Origin of the sequence: Treponema putidum (genome assembly GCF_024401155.1) — a bacterium.
In the GTDB taxonomy this organism is placed as follows: Bacteria; Spirochaetota; Spirochaetia; order Treponematales; family Treponemataceae; genus Treponema_B; species Treponema_B putidum.
The window spans coordinates 2,096,968-2,112,626 of sequence record NZ_CP038804.1 but is presented as its reverse complement, the minus strand read 5'-3'; the positions used below and the strand labels follow the sequence as shown (position 1 = coordinate 2,112,626).

The window sequence follows — 15,659 nt, the reverse complement described above, 5'->3', positions numbered from 1 at the left end:
AAATAAGGAGATAAAAATATGAATAACCTAAAATTAAGTTTATTGAAAAAATGGGAATTGGATAATGAGCTTTCGTTTGTGCATGGCTCTGTTTTGTTGCCGGATGGAACTGCTATAATTCTGACTACGGGCGAGAAGAGCGATTGGGGTAAATTTTACCTCCTTGTGCTTTCTGTCGATGGCATAAAAAAGATTCCGATTGAATATGCGGAAACATCAGGCAGAGATTATCCTGTGCTTTTTCGATATGGTGCAAGTTTCGGACTCATCATTTCGGCAAAAGAAGTGCGGTATTACTCCGGCATTCATTCCTCTCCGGAAATAATTCCGATAAAAAATAATTCACGGCTAAGAGGAAGCATTGTGCCGGAAAAAGCTCAACAGAGGTGTTTTCAAAATATATCTGACAGCCAAACGATTCCCGTTTGCTTTGAAAATGAAGTTTATTGCGGGGACGCAAGATATTTTGCTCTTTTGGAATTTGATGCTGCTGCAAAATCTGCCGAATGGAAATGTTTTTCTACAATAGATAAAAAAGCATTTACACATCAAGATGACAGATGCGTAGACGCTCCTAAAATAGACAGCATTAAAATATCGGATAAAGAAATCTATGCCTTTATTCCGGGCGACAGCCAAACATCGGTTAATAAATGGGGAATGAATTATTATGCTCTTGCAAGTATTTCCGAAGATGGGAAAGTAATCAAAAAACTTATCGAATCAGATGACTTAAAAAAAGACGGTAAAAAAGGCGGCATCAACGGATGCTTTACTGATTCTCAATATGTGATAATGACTCCTCTTTTTAAAACCGATGATTGGAAAGGCAAGCAAAAAGTTTTTTCACTCAGCACACGTGAATATTCCGATATTACCTTTCCAAGAGGAATGTCCAAACACAGGCTCGAAAACATCTCAGGCGAAATATGCCTTACCTCGTTTTACGATAGAGGACTAAAAGAAATAGCATTATGCAATGTGAATTCATAAATCAACAACCCCGACGCAAGCGTCGGGGTATTAAACCCTCCGCACGAATAAAAAAAGGAATGGAATATGAACGGAAAAAATATCGGACGAACTGTATCGTGGGTGTACTACAAAGACGAAAAACTCATAGGCGGGTCGGCATTTGATATACAACTCTTTCGGCAGATATTGGAAAACAACGCAAAGTTTTCGAGTCAGGCTCAAGAAATGATAGAGACACAAATTAAAGAACAAAATATTTTTGATTGTATTTCACTCAAAAGCTCAAAATACACCAATCGCTTTTACGAAAATAGCGGCCATAAAGCATTTATACCCGAAAGTATCTGTATGGTTGATTATTGTGAAGATGAAATCTTTGCCGTTGTGAGAATCGGAGATCGTTGTGAAATTGTTTCTTATGATTATGACATCACAGGCGAGAAGGGACAAGAATGGTTCAATTTTATAGGAAAGAACAAGCCTATCTTTGATAAAAAAATCATTGAGAATATAAAAACGGTTTTAACGCAATACGGACAACTGCAAGTAAAAATACTTGAAGAAGAAGACAGACGTATTTGGGAGGAAAAAGAAAAACTTGCTTGCCGGAACAAAAGCTTACCTGCCGATACGGAACAAACTTTTTTATCGCTTTGCAAATTACTCGGCATATCTCCGCAAAAAGCCAAGAAAATATACCACATAGCATTGGAGCAAGAAGATATTTGTGTCTCTTTGATAAACGATTTTATAGATTTGAACTATTTGGCAATGTTCGATTGGAAGGCGGATGTGGGAGATATTGTATACGGTTACAATCTATTAGCAAAAAAGATAAAAGCGAATATGCTTCACTTGGATAAAGATACGGAATTTGAACCGCCGGAAGTTTTCCGTAGGCTTGCTTCGATGAGTGACAAGGTATTATATCTTATCGACACAAATAGCGATTGCTATATTTTAGGTTTGTCAGATAAAGAAAATAGAGAAAAAATCATAAGTGCTTATAAACAACTGTTCAGCCTGCTTCAATCTGAGAATACGATTGAAATTGTGAACACTCTGTAATGAAGGAAAAGGAGATATAAAATGAGTATTATAAAAAGCAAGGAATCGAACAAACAGGATAAACAGCCGGCTATGCCGCAACAGAAACTTCATATCAATTTAACTAAAAACGGTTTGCATATTAATGATGAGTTTATTGAAAACCTATCAATAGATATTCTTGCGGAGAAATTCGGTGAATATAGAAAAGTATTGCGTAAGCCGCCTGATGGAACAATAAGTAAAGATGATTTAGAGGAAATATATATCTGGGATAATATAGGAATAAAGAGTTTTGTTTCCAAAGGACGTATCAGCGAACTAGACATAAGAATATGTGAAGATAAGGAATGGGAGAAAAAAGTAAAATTTTCGTTTTTCGATGTAAATCCCAAACAGGTGTTTCCCGGCATTTTTACGATAAACGGTAAAACTATTTTGGAAGCTATACCTCAAAAAACATTGAGAGATGCTTATATATTTTTAGAAATGAAAGTGGAAAATTGGAAAATAAATTGCTCATTGTCGAGCAAATTAAAATCGGTTCTGGATGCAATATCTTTTCAGGAGCGTTTGAGAAAATCAAAAACCGATGAGATAGCCGATTTGGTACGTGCCGCACCTGAGCCTATACGGGAGATAAGTTTTTGGTATAAACCGCCGAGGGTGTCGAGCGGTAAATGGAAACAGCAAAAGGTAGAAGGTGAAGTGTTGACATTTACAAACTTTAATTTTAAACTTGCTGTTATCCAAGAGCTGATGTATGAACAAGAATTGCTTAAACCGAAATTTGATGTATATGATTTTTGTAATGATTATGCAAAAAAAGAAATAGATCCCGATGATTACTGCGATAAAATGATACCTGAAGTAAAAAGCTGGTTTCAGCAATTGGAAATTCCTGCTGAATTGGCCCCAAAGGTAACACAGCTGTTTCTTGATGGCGGAAATGAAATTAATATGCAGCTTATTCCGCAATGGGACGGCGAGGATGATCTATTTGATATTAAATCTATTTCTGATGAGGAGTTGGCACAGTTTCCAAACTTAAAACTTATTGACGGCACCATTATTTATATTTCCGAAAAAGCAAAGAAAAAACTTATCAAGAAAGGAATTAATATTGCAGAATAAAAGTTTTATATGGAAAGAAAAACTTTAAATTTGTAGGAGTTAAAAAATGAATGGAGAAGAATTTGTAAAACTTTGCTATAAAGAAAAAGAAACTATTTTGAATGAATATTTTAGCGAAAGTTCTTCCACAGCAGTTGCAAAAAAAGTAAAGAATTTAATGCGAGCCGGAGTCGGTAAAGATGATTTATATAAACTCATAGATTCGGTTATGACAGATGCTTATTATACATTACTTCTCGGATTAGATGGAGCGGCTTCTTTGGGCGGTAAACAAATATCATATAAAATCTACGACGAAAAAGGAACCTTGTTAAATAAATGTGGCGAAATTGAAGAACATGCATTTACATATTTTATGGAAAGATAAAACTAAAGTTTGTCAAAAAGGATATATTATGCTTCATTTGGAAAAAGTAAACGGGAAAAACATTTGGGATATTCTGAAACTACAGGTATCGGAAACCCAGAAAAGCTTTGTTGCTGCCAATGATATAAGCATCATTGAAGCCTATATTACAATCACCGCAAATGGTTATGCATTTCCATTCGGGATATATGACAATGAAACACCGGTCGGATTTTTGATGATCGGTTTTGATGTTCATGACTATTGGATTGATGCACCTGAAATAGCAAAAGGGAATTATAATCTTTGGCGGCTGATGATTGATAAAGCGTATCAAAACAATGGATTTGGAAAAGAAGCAGTTAAATTGGCTCTAGATTTTGTTAAGACTTTTCCTTGCGGAAAAGCTGAATATTGTTGGTTGTCTTATGAACCTGAAAATCAAGTTGCACGTAAACTATATAGCTCATTCGGTTTTGTTGAAACAGGAGATATGGATGCAGAAGAACTTATCGCAGCGTTAAAGCTATGATATAAAAGAGATGTAAGATTATAAAATACATGGTTTATTATAATGACTGAGCGCTCTCATTCATTCCAATCACGTGCTATTTCGGTTGAAATCTCAAAGCCGGTCATATCATTGCTTTCATTAAAATGAATATAAGCAAAGTATTCATTCCAAAAGAGATGATCGCTTCCGGTTGACCATTTAATGCCGTAGTGCAGCTGAGTTATGTCTCTCGTATTTCTTGGCGGTACTAACCACAGTTTTTTATCGAATGTTTTTTGCAATGTTTCTTGTTGCAATGGAACGAGCAGCTCAACATCATCAAGACAATAACGAATTGAATTTACTCTTGCATCGGAAATGCAGTATTCATCAAGCCTTAAATGAATGATTTTACAATCCTCCAATACCGTATCATTCTTTTTATGACCGTAAAGACCGAGGCTCCCAATTACAAAACCGTCTTTTACAAGAAGATAATTAGCATAAGGTATAGCAGTATTATTTCTTCGGAATCCTTTTTCAACGAGAATACTTCGATCAACTGGATACTTTTTAAAAGCACCGCAAGAAAGCAGTTTTTTATAATCTCTGCCGGAAGGATTATCCTGTTTTACATATATGTCGAATCCGTCCGCTACTATATCGGCAACAGTTGTATATGCCATCTTAATCTTTGTGTTGTTAATCGTAAAAACCGGAGCCCTCACCGGAACGCTGATTATGATATATATCAAAAACATATAAAGTGAAAATATTGCGACAGCCATAAATATAAAAATACTTCTTCCGGTACGCTTCCGTGCATTAAAAAGAGCCATAACCGGAGGCAGGAGGATAGCTGTTGCCAAATTAGAAAATCCTGAGCCTCCCTTTTTTATCACCTGTAAAGCAAACAATACCGCTCCAAGTATGACAGATGCATATACCAAAAATTCACTGAACCTCATTTTTGTAGTATTTGTCTGTTCGTTTACCGGTTCTTCCATTAGTGATTTTCCGCCCGATACGGTTCTTTTCATATAAATATACATTCCGAAAATAACCGCTAAAAAAATAAGTCCTGAAACGGAAAGCAGTAAAATAAAAATTAATCTTCCCAACCTATTGTTTCCTTTTAGGTTTTGGTGCAGGCCGTTCATCAAACATAGCTTTGCTGTCTACATCATCGCAATATTTGCACATAATTATTCTTATAGCCTTCCTATTCTCTCAGCTTGTTGATTTCTACTTTATACTCATCTTCAGATACGAATAAATCCAGAAAGTCAGAGAAACGCCCAAGCTCTTCAATCTCTCTAAAGAATACTTCGTGATCTGTAGTGTATACTTTGGGATTGCTAATATCTTTATCGCTTAGGCATATAAAGTAATAATTGGGATAAGAGTTGGATTCGCCAATCATTAAAAACTCTAAATCATTACAAGGAATTACTGAGCTTACATATTCTTTATGAATAAACCCGGAGTATTCATCATAGTCGGCTGTTCCTTTTGTAAAAGGAGTAAATTTTTCAGTTTTGTATTGTATCCTTGGATATGGGATTTCCGATTCAGGTAATATCCCTTCTGCCTTTATTCTATTGAGTAAATCATTTTCTAAGTAATCGCTAAAGTCCTGCATAAGATAACTCTTAGATAAGCTAATGCTTTCCATATTGTTCAGCAAGTTCTCGCCTTCAAAGGCCGATTTGCCGCCCAGTTTAGTGATTCTATCAATTATTCTTTTGTCCATACACTCTCCCTTTCAGATATATATTTATCAATCTCATTATCAGTTATTATTCCAAAATCCGGTTCATATACTTTGTCATATCTTCTATAAAATCATCAAAGCCTGCCAAATCGATGAGCTCTCCATGTTCCATATCATAGCTTGCAATCTTTTTTGTTTTCGGATTCCAGACAATATAAATATGACTGTAATCTCCGAGAGAGCGGGAAAGTCTTAATAATTTTTGTCGGCCGAATTTAAATGGAATAGTATCAATCAGTTTAAAGAACTCAATATATCCAAAGTCGGAATCCGCTAAATCAAAGTGTAGGTTTTCCCCGGTTAAAAATTCAATTATTTTCTTTGGCAATTTATACGATTTTAATTCATCTAATTTATTTTGTGTTTGATGAAACTCAGGCGGCTCTAATGATTTAAAATATTCTGCCATTTCCTCATCGCCTTTTTCCAAAGCTATGCTATATGGACGCATTCCGTCTTTTTCGGCAATCGTAACGTCCGCTCCATGCTTCACTAAAAATTTACACATTTCCAAATCAACATATCTTGCAGCTACACACAATGGAGTCGGTTGATTGGAATATACCATGTCGGACTTATTGTAATTAATATTTGCTCCGTGTTCAATTAGAAATTCTAAAACTTTATAATTACGGTCAGAAACCGCGTGACGCAAGAGCTGTCCGCCGTATTTAGTTGCGCTATGCCCAAGTTCTTGTATAATCGAAAAATTGTCAAAGCGTTTGCCATAGTACGCTTCTAAAAAAGCTTCCGAATCTACATTGTTTACTACATCTATCTTTGCACCATGGGAAACAAGAAACCTTATTACCTCTTCATTACAATATCTCACTGCTAGAAGAAAACTTGGATGCTCATTTGCATTAAGGTTTGCTCCTTTTTCCGTCAGCCATTTTATAGATTGAAACTTTTCCATTATCAATGCAAAATCCAAAAGAGAGAGTTCGGTGTATTTGCCGACTTTGATTGCTTTGTTAAGCTTCCACCCGTTTAATAGATGTTCTTCCAATGCAGAAATATTTTCATTTAGTACATCGTTTAAAATTTGCGGTATAGATTCAAATCTTCCGATGTTTCCGATTGTTATCATACTTAAATCCTTGTTTATCTATTTCCGGACGCATATTCACCCGTATTAATGTCTATAACTTCTCTTATCGGCTGTATGAGAGAATCTTCATATTGAACTTTCCATTTTATATCTGAATTCATATTGCCGTCCGTAAGGCCTGCTATTGTATTTCCGTCTTCTATCGGATTATCATTATCATAAATGTAGGATAAAACATTATATGCGTGGTTTACAACATCATTCGGATTCAAGCCGTGAAAATGATATTGAACATCAGGTAAAAATAAGGTGCTCATACCGAGTGAATCAATCAGCATATCGTTTGTTCCTTGAATATTAAAAAAACGGATATTGACTGCATAATGAAGGAAGCGCATTTCTTTGGGTAATGTACAGTTTAGAATATCTTCTCTCGTCAGCATTTTTTTAGATGTTTCAAAAACTACTGCCTTGCAAGACGGATATATGTTTACTAATGCTTCAACATAATTTACCAGCATTTCCGCTCTTTCTTTATAATCTAAACCGGCAGCCAACATATCCGTTGCCATTACTTGATATTTACAAGTCTCCAGAATTTCACCGCCGTTCGGGCAATTCCATAATTGTGTTGCTGAAACATCATCCATAATCGGTTTTTCAATTTCAGAACAGTTCATAATAATGAGCTGCGGAGGCACATTTAGTTTTTCCTTTTCATAGTGCACGGAATATTTTTTGGGAGCAAAACCTGCCATATTACTGTTATAACAAAAGCAATCCGTTTCGCCTAAATGTTCACACATAATTTTATGTATATACTCTTTTTCGGGCATTTCACATTTTTCTTCCATAAGTAAATGAACCATAAAAACCATACCCGGATGGTCGGCAGTTTGACTCATATCCTGTTTGAGAATTTTGTCTTCTCCATTTGATTTTTTTTCTTTCATAGTATTACCTCTCTTTTAATCTGAAATTGATTCATATATTTTTTTCCCTCCACATAGTATGGGTATCGTGTATCCAGAATTAATTTTTCAAACATCCTATAGGCACTATAAAAATACCATCCTCTCGTTTATATGCAAATTCACCTATTCCAATAACTATCATCAAAAAAGAAGGAGCAGGCATTTTTGATGTATCAATTTTATTTGACAACGATTTTAAGTTTTCCGCTGCATCTTCAATAAATTTTTGGCCGCCCAGTTTAATTTCTGCTAAACCATATCTGCCGTTTTTTAGATGAATTACCGTATCACATTCCAAACCTGATTTATCCCTATAATGTAAAACATTACCTCCAATACTTTCTGCATATACTCGAAGATCTCTTACACACAGCGTTTCAAATAGCAGCCCCATTGTGTTTAAATCATTAGTCAAATCTTTCGGTCCAATTCCAAGAGCGGCGACCGCTATTGAAGGATCTACATAGTATCTTGTATCGGAAGTTCTGATTGATGTTTTTGATCTTAAATTAGGATTCCACGAAGGCATATCTTCGACCACAAAAATATTTTTTAGTGCGTTAATATAGGATGCGATGGTATCTTCATTCAAAGATTCCGTATCATTTGAAATTATATCATCCCTCAGCATAGTGTTGGAAATTTGTGTTCCTTGATTTCTTGCAAAAGACCTCATCAATCTTTTTACTCTTTCCGGATTTTTACTCACACCATCAGCTCTATTAATATCGGATTTTATGACTGCTTCATAGTAATCTTCAGCTTGGAGTAATGCAGGTTTCTCCTTCATTCCAACGGCATGAGGCCACCCGCCTCTGCAAATTAAAAAAGCCAAATTTTCTATGCTTAAATTATTCATATCGTCTATCACACTAGGATTTTCAAAAAGCTGATTTAAACTTACTTCTCCTGTTGAATCTCCTGATTCAAATAAAGACATGGGTCTCATCATTAACCATGTAAAACGGCCTGTTCCCGAATGAGTTATTTCCCTTGATTCTATAGGTACTGCCGAACCTGTAAGTATAAACTGTCCTTCTTCACCTCTTGTATCAACCTCATATCTTGCTGCATCCCATAGCTTTGGTGCTATCTGCCATTCGTCAATAAGTCTTGGGGTCTTACCTTTTAGCAATCTTCCGGGGGCTATTTCAGACATTTGGATATTTGTTTCTCTTTTGCTTGGTTCATCCATTCTCAATATACTGCCTGCGACTTGCATTGCCGTTGTCGTTTTTCCGCACCATTTAGGGCCTTCAATAACAACAGCTCCTTTTGACTCAAGTTTATCTTTTAACATATCGTCTACTATGCGGGCTCTATATTCTTTCATTAAGCTTTACCTCTACATATATTATGTCATTTTTTCGGCGTTTTGGCAATATTTTTTTCGGCATTTTGGTTGAAAATTCTTCGGCGTTTTGGCAGTTATTTTACATTCCATTCAAGTAACAGAGGTGGCTGTTTTAAGTAATTTGAGTGATTTGATTCCTTTTACATCTCCCTCGGCACATTAAATTTATAAGTATCGTCTTCATTATCACATTTTGTCAAATTATTATTTACGGCATTTTCATTCTTTTTGAACACAAAAGCATAACCATAATTTTTGCTTTCTCTTTCAGTTTTCTCGATTTTTTCCAAGCCTATAAGGTCGAATTCATATTTTCCTTTGGGTATATCAAAACCTAAACGGTAATTATACGGTTCCATAATTTCTTTCGGACCGGTTTTAATATATTCCGTGTGCTCTGTAATATTTTTTTTAATGTTTTCAAAATCATAGTCCAAATCATCGAAGCAGGAAAAACATATCTTATTTAAATCGCCCACTTCAAGATAAAATTTTTCAAACCTGCATACTTCTTTAAATCCTTTAGGTATGACAGCCTCTTCATTTATAGAGGCGAATATATGATACTCAAAAAAATTGATACGATAAAATGGGACAAGCTTGCCTTTTTCCACAAGCTCCAGAAAAAGATCGAAGTTCTTTTGCAGATAGCTTAAAAGCTTCTTTGCCCTGCATTTTTTTGAAGCAAGATATCCCGTAAGCAAATCAATAGGTATAATAGCCATTCCGTAACCGTCTGTTGTTAATTCTCCGATATAGTGCATTATCATCTCCGCCGTTATTTCTTTTCTCCGATAAAATCAATTACATCCGACCAACCGTCATCTTTTGCATTATAAGTCCAGCGTTTATCCGTCAAGGATTCAAGGTCATCAATGCTTTTATGCAAAACCTCGGACATTTCTTTTCTCTTATCTGCAGGAATAGAATTTAAATATGTATCGCTTATTTTGAATCTGACATTTTGAAGAAAATTGACCGTATCCACATAGGTACTCGAATCTTCAAAAACCGTATTTTCAGGGAAACATTTTATCACGGTTTCAAAGGCCGTTTTCATATCGGATAATTTTAATGCTGCCAATGTGCCGGGAACATACCGGATAAGCTGCGGATAATTACAGATAAATTCCCACCAACCGTCACCCTTCCAATTTCCTATGATGTTAACGGCAATATGAAAAAGGAATAAATCATCATCGGTTTGATTTTTAATTTCTTCTATTTCTCCGATTTCCCATAGTTTATCCGACACTTCTGCAAAGAAGCTTTCATTAAAATTTTTTTGATTTTTAATCAATTCTTTCAGTGTAAGCATTTTATTTCTCCTGATGATATATAAGATGGCTCTTACTATGCTCGGTAAAATCTTTAGAAAAAACATCGAGCAGGATATAAGTCCGTATGCACTTTTCTGCATTATTTTTTTCTTTATCGGCATGATTGAAAGCACAGTGAACAACCGCTATTTTATCTTTTAGCGGATATATTCCGACTATACAATGACTTACAAAGGGGGTATTTTCCAATATTAACGGATATGCTTTTACCATAAGTTTGACTCTCCTTTTATCTCCCAATGTCCATTGCTGCCTCTTCCTACATATTTTAAATTATCTATTTCTTTTATATATCGTTCTATTGTTTTTTTACTTACACCGGCGGCATCGGCAATGGCTTGCCTTGTTATTTTTTTATCTTTTCTTATTTTTTCTTTTATAAATGCAATAATTTCTCCTTTATCGCGGGCGACACCCTGAGCGACATTGCGGGCGACACCCTGAGCGACATTGCGGGCGACACCCTGAGCGACATTTTCGCTGCCGACTTTTTGTGTTGCAATCTTTTTAAGTGGAATAATTGTTCTAAATATATTTCCTTCTTCAAAAATAGGTTTTTCTTCTGAATAAAGCTGAACATATTTATAGGTGTTACGCATTCCGGAACCAAGCTCGTCGGCAAGCCCTATTTCTCTGAATACTTTGGATATTGAGGGGGTCTTGGGAAAGGGTTCAAATTTTTGTATATCTAAAATTCCTATCCCATGTGCTGAATTGCTATTTTCAATTATAATTTTTTCCTCATCAATAATCATTTTAGCAGGAAATCCGCTCGAATAATCTCTATGGGCTAAAGTATTAGAAATTATTTCTCTTAATATCCTGTCTCTAGCTTTAACGCTAACAATTCCATCTAAGATAAATAAATCATTTAAATGCTTTTGTCCAAAACTCATTAACCTATTATAACTGTCAATCAAATTAGTAATAACAACATCTCTATCATCATATCTATCTTTATTTTCTACTCTAAATATTGCGTCTGTTTTGTGCTGAGAGAGAACTGACATAATGGAATTGTCTTTTCCAAATAGTAAAATTGCAGCTAGGGTAATGCCTTCTTTGTTAGTATCAGGATCAGTCAAAATTAGATTGGCACTTCTAAGAAGCTCTCCATCATTCATATATTTCCATGAATGATTTTGATCTCTTGCAATTGCCATTTTTCTGGCTTTTTCAATTACAAGGGTATCTAAAAAATCTATTCCAAGATTTGGATATACTCTGTTAACAAAATAAGAGTTTTGCTTTCTTGCATACATTTTATATACAAGCTCTGAATTATCTGTGATATTTATATCGCCCTCATAAGATCTATCCCAAATTTTCCCATTGTGTCTGCATACTTGGCAACCTTCGGGAATTCTAATATAAATAATAGTTTTCTTGCCTAGTTTAACCGGAACGGGTACTAAATACAAAGGCGGATAAACCTTTTGCGAGTTATTGATAGAAGTTGTAAATTCTTTTATTATTTTGTCAACTTTATCAGGATTAACACCGACTACTTTTCTTTTATCGGTGACTCCTAACAATATATGTCCGCCATTTCTATTATTAAATGAGCATACCGAATCATAAATATCTTTAGTTAAGGCGTCTTTTGATTCTTTAAACTCCACATCGAGTTTTTCACCATTTTGAATTAGTTTATTTACTTCTTCTAAATTCATTTTACCTCCTTTTTTAAATCATAGTTTAGTCCTTTTATACCTCTTTTATGGTGCTACTTCGAAACATCAAATCCCAGTCTCTTTAAATTGTTCATTTGTTTTTGTTGATGTTCTGCCGTGCCGGTACCGATTAGAACGTCGCTGTAAATTTCACTTGCGGGCCAATCATCGTAATAATTATTGAGGAACTGAGGGATTTTTTCGTACATAGGTTGAATGATTGAAATAAAGCCCTGTTTAAGGCATTGAATATAAGTTTTTTCATCAAGTATTTCAGTATGGCCGTATTTGTCAAATGAAGTTCGGCGGTTGAGGGCTCCTTCAATGTCCCAAGGTGTAAATACAACTAAATGCAGTGGGCGGCTCCAGCGTTCAATATCCGTTTTATCGGGCGAAGGAAAAAGCTTTTTCCAAAAACCTCGTTTTACTGCATAGCTGCCGGTAGAAATATATAGGCGGTACGGTGTATCCTCAAATGCTTCTTTTGATACTTCACCGGAAAGGGGGGCGAATACTCCGTATAAATCACAATTTAAAAGGCGGGCATAATAGGATTTTTCGCCTGCATCTATTTCGTAAATTGCGCCAAGTTCGTATCGTGCCATTTCATACCTCCCATAAAAACTTTTTGCAAGGATTAGCAAATCTTGAAAAAAGCTTAACCTTCCCCGAATATTCGGGAAAAGAGTTTTTTCATTTCTCTTGCATATTTGACCGCACCCGGAATACGCAGCTTTTTATAATAATCTGCTAAAATTGCAGGATGATTTTTTAATATATCGAATTCCGCCATATACATGGCTAAACATGACTTTGTATATTTGCCGACTGAAATAAGTTTTGATTTTTCATCTTCATCAAGTTCTTCTTCCGGAGCAAATTCGCCGTCAGGATATTCCTCCGGCGTATCATTACTGTACTTCCAAAATTCTTTTGTCCAAAGAACAATATCGCTTTTATTTTCTTTGATTAGATGCAAATACCATTCGGCCAGTTCTTTTTCGGTAGATAATTTACAAGTAAAACCTTCCAATAAAAATTGACGTTGTTTTAATCTATCATGTAATCGGGAAATTTCAATATCCTTGATTTTTTCTTCAATACTTGCCGGGTCCGTAAGCCGAATCAGCTCCGAATAGATTTCGCTGTCTAAAAATTCTTTTAAAGTATTTGTTTCTTTTGCCATGTAAAAGCCCTTCACCAATTAAATATTGTTTGTATTATATCATTTTTAACCGTTTTTTTCTATATATCAGAGTAGTTGTTTTTATATTTTTACTATATAGAAAAATACCATAAAATCATGTATAATTTGATAAAGTAAAACCGGATATGGCTTATGTTCGGATTAGGAGAGAGGGAATAAATGACCACTAAAAAATTTGCTCAATATATGGAAAAACAATGCAAAGGAATAAGTAATTTTTCACTGGAAGCCATTTTTGAAGAGTATATTGTACTTGTGTCAGGGAAACGAATCGGTGTGCTGTATCGGGAAAAGTTTTATGTCCTTTATGCACCGACTTTTGAAAAAACGGAAAATATACTGCCTTGTTTTAAACCGATAAATTTATTTAATTGGAAGTATTATCAATTTATTGAAGTTACAAATCTTGAAGATAAGGAGAACCTTGAAAAAATCATAAACTATGTTTATCATGAATTATATTTTCTAAAAGAAGTTGTCATTGATATAGGATTTTTATTTCAAAGCTATAGAGGCTATCCCGAAACTATTTATACTCTATATGAAGAAAATATTACATTCCTTAATTTTGCCTATGAAAAAAAGCTGATAAAGGAAAATCCTGTAGACAGAGAAGGCAGAATTGTAAAACTTTTATATACGAATCTCGATTTAACCGAAACCGGACAGAAAATTTTATATGACTTATATAATAAATGGCTGACCTATACGGATAAAAATGATGCTGATTCTTTAAAAAGAGCACGGAATATAAAACAATTGGAGAAGTATTATCAAAAACTGGCGGGATAAAAGTAGATAGATGAACACGATAATGGATAACTCAAATTTTGATATTCAAGAATGGGTAAATTTGAATTCTTATACCGACAGTAAAGGTTGGAAAGGATATTGCAAAAGAAATAAACCTTTCACTATTTTTCGTGCAAATAAAATAGTCAGGTGTTTTATGCATTTTTTTAGAAAATATACAAATAATATAATCATAGTTTCTAATATTTTCAAAGTAAAAGAATATACTCTAAATAACAGCAACATAAACAATTACATAAAATACATAGAAAAGTATTTAATTGATTTTGGATATATAGAAACAATTAGCGCTTCTATTTACGATAATGATAATTGTTTATCTTCAGGATTCAAAAAATTTCTAACTACGGATTATGATATTATATCTATGTTCTCTTTATTAATGATGATGGATGAGGGAATTGACGGACATTGTTTTTTTGTGTTTGATGAATTAGGATTTATTGCTTATCCTCATGATGATACAGGTTTTGGATTTATACGCATCAAAAATACGAAAGTTCACTATGAGGATTTATTTCTTAAAAATGTATCGCAATTTTCAGATTTTACGAGCGTTGTTAAGGGCAATGCGAGGACTTTACTATAATAGATATAGGTGGTATAATTCAGAGACAGGTTGTTACATAAGTCAAGACCCGATTTCTATTTTAGGAGGATTAAATTTATATAGCTATGTCTTTGGTGTAAATGGTTGGGTTGACATTTTTGGATTGTCTGCTACATATTTACATCACACAATTCCAAGAGAAGTATATAATCTAAGAAGTGTAAAAAATGAAAATATATAATATAACGAGCTATGCGGGAAAAGATAGTTTTGCCATTCTTCGACCAAGTAATAAACAAAACATTAAAGAAGTTGATGTTTTGGATGTTTGGTGGGACGATTGGTGTAGCGGTGGAGATAAAATTGGAGATTTTGTTTTTTGCTATGCGATAAATGTCTGTAAGAACTCAATTTTTAAATTGTTAAAAGAAAAATTCAAAGAGCTGAAAAGTGTGGAATTGAGATACAATAAAACAGATAAAGAGTTAAACGCAAAAAACATCAGACGTTTAAAATGGCTACCCAAGGAAGCTATTCCCTTAACCGCTTTTTTTAGTCCGATAAGTTTCGACTGTCTTCCTCAAAGTACGATAATAAGGAGTGAACGGGGGATAGAAGAAATAATAGGAGTTGCAGATTTAAGAGGCGATGTCATTATTCCAAGGGAGCAAGGAAAAGGATTGTTTTTTAGTTCTGATGTAATCGGTGACTTTGACTTCTTTACCCTTACAAACTCTTGTTTTTTATTGTGTACAGAACGAGTAAAAGAGTTTTGTAAAAACAACAATTATGAAAATGTTGTATTCTTAGAAATGGGTGAAATTATATAATTCACAAGCGTTTCAATCGAGGCGTTTTTTTGTTTTCTTTTTTCCGCCTTTGGCGGAATATTGGCGGGTGGTAATCCTACTCTGTATGGGTATGTATT

Annotated in this window: 20 protein-coding genes; 9 read left to right on the top strand and 11 right to left on the bottom strand. The window is 34.5% G+C overall.

The features are described from left to right. The first annotated feature begins 18 nt into the window (after positions 1 to 18). From E4N74_RS09805 to E4N74_RS09785, 5 genes are all read left to right on the top strand, one after another. Positions 19 to 993, top strand: coding sequence for a hypothetical protein (locus E4N74_RS09805; protein WP_255817413.1), 975 nt, complete (start codon positions 19 to 21; stop codon positions 991 to 993). Positions 994 to 1,059: 66 nt separating this feature from the next. Continuing rightward, positions 1,060 to 2,043: a DUF6630 family protein gene (locus E4N74_RS09800; protein WP_255817412.1), complete on the top strand. Its 984-nt coding sequence runs from the start codon at positions 1,060 to 1,062 to the stop codon at positions 2,041 to 2,043. A gap of 21 nt (positions 2,044 to 2,064) precedes the next feature. Then, positions 2,065 to 3,156, top strand: a complete 1,092-nt coding sequence (locus E4N74_RS09795) for a DUF6892 domain-containing protein (protein WP_255817411.1) — start codon at positions 2,065 to 2,067, stop codon at positions 3,154 to 3,156. Positions 3,157 to 3,202: 46 nt separating this feature from the next. Beyond that, positions 3,203 to 3,523 carry a hypothetical protein gene (locus tag E4N74_RS09790; RefSeq protein ID WP_044977816.1) on the top strand — a complete coding sequence of 107 codons (321 nt, stop codon included), beginning with the start codon at positions 3,203 to 3,205 and terminating at the stop codon, positions 3,521 to 3,523. Between the two features lie 28 nt (positions 3,524 to 3,551). Continuing rightward, positions 3,552 to 4,034 carry a GNAT family N-acetyltransferase gene (locus tag E4N74_RS09785; protein WP_255817410.1) on the top strand — a complete coding sequence of 161 codons (483 nt, stop codon included), beginning with the start codon at positions 3,552 to 3,554 and terminating at the stop codon, positions 4,032 to 4,034. Between the two features lie 56 nt (positions 4,035 to 4,090). On the opposite strand, the gene E4N74_RS09780 is transcribed toward E4N74_RS09785, so the two are convergent. The 11 genes from E4N74_RS09780 to E4N74_RS09730 all read right to left on the bottom strand — a co-directional run bounded on the left by E4N74_RS09780 (position 4,091) and on the right by E4N74_RS09730 (position 13,347). Continuing rightward, positions 4,091 to 5,155, bottom strand: coding sequence for a hypothetical protein (locus E4N74_RS09780; protein ID WP_255817409.1), 1,065 nt, complete (start codon positions 5,153 to 5,155; stop codon positions 4,091 to 4,093). A 62-nt stretch (positions 5,156 to 5,217) separates the two neighbouring features. Next, positions 5,218 to 5,748, bottom strand: coding sequence for a hypothetical protein (locus E4N74_RS09775; RefSeq protein WP_255817408.1), 531 nt, complete (start codon positions 5,746 to 5,748; stop codon positions 5,218 to 5,220). A gap of 46 nt (positions 5,749 to 5,794) precedes the next feature. Next, positions 5,795 to 6,859: an ankyrin repeat domain-containing protein gene (locus E4N74_RS09770; protein WP_255817406.1), complete on the bottom strand. Its 1,065-nt coding sequence runs from the start codon at positions 6,857 to 6,859 to the stop codon at positions 5,795 to 5,797. Between the two features lie 14 nt (positions 6,860 to 6,873). Next, complete coding sequence (locus tag E4N74_RS09765; protein ID WP_255817405.1) at positions 6,874 to 7,773, bottom strand: DUF4261 domain-containing protein; 900 nt, start codon at positions 7,771 to 7,773, stop codon at positions 6,874 to 6,876. 79 nt (positions 7,774 to 7,852) lie between these two features. Beyond that, positions 7,853 to 9,127 (bottom strand): ATP-binding protein, encoded by a 1,275-nt coding sequence (locus tag E4N74_RS09760; protein ID WP_255817403.1) that lies wholly within the window; start codon positions 9,125 to 9,127, stop codon positions 7,853 to 7,855. A gap of 161 nt (positions 9,128 to 9,288) precedes the next feature. Beyond that, on the bottom strand, positions 9,289 to 9,912 hold the full coding sequence (locus E4N74_RS09755; protein ID WP_255817402.1) for a hypothetical protein: 624 nt from the start codon (positions 9,910 to 9,912) through the stop codon (positions 9,289 to 9,291). Between the two features lie 14 nt (positions 9,913 to 9,926). Then, positions 9,927 to 10,466, bottom strand: coding sequence for a hypothetical protein (locus E4N74_RS09750; protein WP_255817401.1), 540 nt, complete (start codon positions 10,464 to 10,466; stop codon positions 9,927 to 9,929). Between the two features lies 1 nt (position 10,467). Further along, complete coding sequence (locus E4N74_RS09745) at positions 10,468 to 10,701, bottom strand: hypothetical protein (RefSeq protein ID WP_044977807.1); 234 nt, start codon at positions 10,699 to 10,701, stop codon at positions 10,468 to 10,470. Next, positions 10,695 to 12,161 (bottom strand): AlbA family DNA-binding domain-containing protein, encoded by a 1,467-nt coding sequence (locus tag E4N74_RS09740; RefSeq protein ID WP_255817399.1) that lies wholly within the window; start codon positions 12,159 to 12,161, stop codon positions 10,695 to 10,697. The genes E4N74_RS09745 and E4N74_RS09740 overlap by 7 nt, the downstream gene beginning before the upstream one ends. A gap of 53 nt (positions 12,162 to 12,214) precedes the next feature. Continuing rightward, positions 12,215 to 12,766: a hypothetical protein gene (locus tag E4N74_RS09735; RefSeq protein WP_255817392.1), complete on the bottom strand. Its 552-nt coding sequence runs from the start codon at positions 12,764 to 12,766 to the stop codon at positions 12,215 to 12,217. 53 nt (positions 12,767 to 12,819) lie between these two features. Continuing rightward, complete coding sequence (locus E4N74_RS09730; RefSeq protein ID WP_255817383.1) at positions 12,820 to 13,347, bottom strand: hypothetical protein; 528 nt, start codon at positions 13,345 to 13,347, stop codon at positions 12,820 to 12,822. Between the two features lie 180 nt (positions 13,348 to 13,527). Between E4N74_RS09730 and E4N74_RS09725 the strand changes: the two genes are divergently transcribed. The 4 genes from E4N74_RS09725 to E4N74_RS09715 are packed head-to-tail and all read left to right on the top strand — an operon-like array spanning position 13,528 to position 15,561. After that, entirely contained in the window at positions 13,528 to 14,160 is a 633-nt protein-coding gene (locus tag E4N74_RS09725; protein ID WP_255817381.1) for a hypothetical protein, read from the top strand. Positions 14,161 to 14,170: 10 nt separating this feature from the next. Further along, complete coding sequence (locus tag E4N74_RS09720) at positions 14,171 to 14,770, top strand: hypothetical protein (protein ID WP_255817379.1); 600 nt, start codon at positions 14,171 to 14,173, stop codon at positions 14,768 to 14,770. Next, positions 14,688 to 14,972 carry an RHS repeat-associated core domain-containing protein gene (locus tag E4N74_RS12925; protein WP_420832859.1) on the top strand — a complete coding sequence of 95 codons (285 nt, stop codon included), beginning with the start codon at positions 14,688 to 14,690 and terminating at the stop codon, positions 14,970 to 14,972. Before E4N74_RS09720 ends, E4N74_RS12925 begins: the two co-directional genes overlap by 83 nt. Beyond that, entirely contained in the window at positions 14,959 to 15,561 is a 603-nt protein-coding gene (locus E4N74_RS09715; RefSeq protein ID WP_255817377.1) for a hypothetical protein, read from the top strand. The genes E4N74_RS12925 and E4N74_RS09715 overlap by 14 nt, the downstream gene beginning before the upstream one ends. Positions 15,562 to 15,659 lie beyond the last annotated feature (98 nt).

Coding starts and splice junctions, on each gene's coding strand:
- E4N74_RS09805 (WP_255817413.1), top strand. CDS start 19: ATGAATAACCTAAAATTAAGTTTATTGAAAAAATGGGAATTGGATAAT.
- E4N74_RS09800 (WP_255817412.1), top strand. CDS start 1,060: ATGAACGGAAAAAATATCGGACGAACTGTATCGTGGGTGTACTACAAA.
- E4N74_RS09795 (WP_255817411.1), top strand. CDS start 2,065: ATGAGTATTATAAAAAGCAAGGAATCGAACAAACAGGATAAACAGCCG.
- E4N74_RS09790 (WP_044977816.1), top strand. CDS start 3,203: ATGAATGGAGAAGAATTTGTAAAACTTTGCTATAAAGAAAAAGAAACT.
- E4N74_RS09785 (WP_255817410.1), top strand. CDS start 3,552: ATGCTTCATTTGGAAAAAGTAAACGGGAAAAACATTTGGGATATTCTG.
- E4N74_RS09780 (WP_255817409.1), bottom strand. CDS start 5,155: ATGAACGGCCTGCACCAAAACCTAAAAGGAAACAATAGGTTGGGAAGA.
- E4N74_RS09775 (WP_255817408.1), bottom strand. CDS start 5,748: ATGGACAAAAGAATAATTGATAGAATCACTAAACTGGGCGGCAAATCG.
- E4N74_RS09770 (WP_255817406.1), bottom strand. CDS start 6,859: ATGATAACAATCGGAAACATCGGAAGATTTGAATCTATACCGCAAATT.
- E4N74_RS09765 (WP_255817405.1), bottom strand. CDS start 7,773: ATGAAAGAAAAAAAATCAAATGGAGAAGACAAAATTCTCAAACAGGAT.
- E4N74_RS09760 (WP_255817403.1), bottom strand. CDS start 9,127: ATGAAAGAATATAGAGCCCGCATAGTAGACGATATGTTAAAAGATAAA.
- E4N74_RS09755 (WP_255817402.1), bottom strand. CDS start 9,912: ATGCACTATATCGGAGAATTAACAACAGACGGTTACGGAATGGCTATT.
- E4N74_RS09750 (WP_255817401.1), bottom strand. CDS start 10,466: ATGCTTACACTGAAAGAATTGATTAAAAATCAAAAAAATTTTAATGAA.
- E4N74_RS09745 (WP_044977807.1), bottom strand. CDS start 10,701: ATGGTAAAAGCATATCCGTTAATATTGGAAAATACCCCCTTTGTAAGT.
- E4N74_RS09740 (WP_255817399.1), bottom strand. CDS start 12,161: ATGAATTTAGAAGAAGTAAATAAACTAATTCAAAATGGTGAAAAACTC.
- E4N74_RS09735 (WP_255817392.1), bottom strand. CDS start 12,766: ATGGCACGATACGAACTTGGCGCAATTTACGAAATAGATGCAGGCGAA.
- E4N74_RS09730 (WP_255817383.1), bottom strand. CDS start 13,347: ATGGCAAAAGAAACAAATACTTTAAAAGAATTTTTAGACAGCGAAATC.
- E4N74_RS09725 (WP_255817381.1), top strand. CDS start 13,528: ATGACCACTAAAAAATTTGCTCAATATATGGAAAAACAATGCAAAGGA.
- E4N74_RS09720 (WP_255817379.1), top strand. CDS start 14,171: ATGAACACGATAATGGATAACTCAAATTTTGATATTCAAGAATGGGTA.
- E4N74_RS12925 (WP_420832859.1), top strand. CDS start 14,688: ATGAGGATTTATTTCTTAAAAATGTATCGCAATTTTCAGATTTTACGA.
- E4N74_RS09715 (WP_255817377.1), top strand. CDS start 14,959: ATGAAAATATATAATATAACGAGCTATGCGGGAAAAGATAGTTTTGCC.